Raw genomic sequence first — 1283 nt, forward strand, 5'->3', positions numbered from 1 at the left:
GCCCACGCGAGGTGCTCCCGGTTGTGCGCGATCAGCTTGTCGGTGAGCGCCTCGGCGTACTCGAACTGGCCGATCAGCGGGTGGGCGAGCAGTGCCTTGAAGACCCGGTCCCGGCCCCCGCGCAGCGCCGCTTCCAGGGCGAGGTCCTCGTACGCCGTCACATGGGAGATCAGACCGGCGTACAGCGGGTCCAGCTCGGGAACGGCGAGCGGCGTCGCGCCCGTGCCGTCGACCCGGGCCTGCACCTCGATCACGGCGTCGTCCGGCAGGAACGGCAGCGTCCCCTTGTTGTACGTATTGACCACCTGCACCGCGGAGCCGCCCGAGCCCAGCAGCGAGGACGCCAGGTCCACGGCCGCCTCCGAGTAGAACGCGCCGCCGCGTCCGGCCAGCAACGCAGGCTTCTCGTCCAGTGCCGGGTCGCCGTACATGGCGAGGAGTTCCTTCTCCATCGCGGCGACCTCGGCCGCCCGCGAGGGCTTGCTGCCGAGCTCGCGCACGACCTCGTCGTGCGCGTAGAAGTACCGCAGGTAGTACGAGGGGACGACGCCGAGCCGGTCGACGATCGCCCGCGGCATGCGCAGATCGCCGGCGAGGGCGTCGCCGTGCTCGGCGATCAGCCGCGGCAGGACGTTCTCGCCGTCGGGGCCGCCGATACGTACCCCGAGCTCCCAGGTGAGGTGGTTGAGGCCGACGTGGTCGAGGTGGATCTCTCCCGGGGTCACGTCGAGCAGCGCGGCGAACTTGCGCTGGAAACCGATCGCCACGTTGCACAGGCCGACGGCCTTGTGGCCGGCCTGGAGCAGCGCCCGGGTCACGATGCCGACCGGGTTGGTGAAGTCGATGATCCAGGCGTCCGGGTTGGCGCGCCGGACGCGTTCGGCGATGTCGAGGACGACGGGGACGGTGCGCAGCGCCTTGGCGAGGCCGCCGGCCCCGGTCGTCTCCTGGCCGATGCAGCCGCACTCCAGCGGCCAGGTCTCGTCCTGGTTGCGGGCGGCCTGGCCGCCGACGCGCAGCTGGAGGAGGACCGCGTCGGCGTCGGCGACGCCCGCGTCGACGTCCGAGGTGGTGACGATGCGGCCCGGGTGGCCCTGCTTGGCGAAGATCCGCCGGGCGAGACCGCCGACGAGTTCGAGGCGGTCGGCCGCCGGGTCGACGAGCACGAGCTCCTCGACGGGCAGCGTGTCCCGCAGCCGGGCGAAGCCGTCGATCAGTTCAGGGGTGTAGGTGGACCCGCCACCAACTACTGCGAGCTTCATAGGTCAGCCCTTTACTCCGGT

General features: G+C 71.6%; 1 protein-coding gene. It reads right to left on the reverse strand.

The genetic code is table 11. From position 1 onward, the window contains the following. Nucleotides 1-1262 (reverse strand): 6-phospho-beta-glucosidase (locus ACIA8E_RS42000; RefSeq protein WP_399307395.1); only part of this gene is annotated, 1262 nt, incomplete at its 3' end. Nucleotides 1263-1283: the final 21 nt, after the last annotated feature.

This window comes from Streptomyces sp. NPDC051664, assembly GCF_044453545.1.
Lineage (GTDB): Bacteria > Actinomycetota > Actinomycetes > Streptomycetales > Streptomycetaceae > Streptomyces.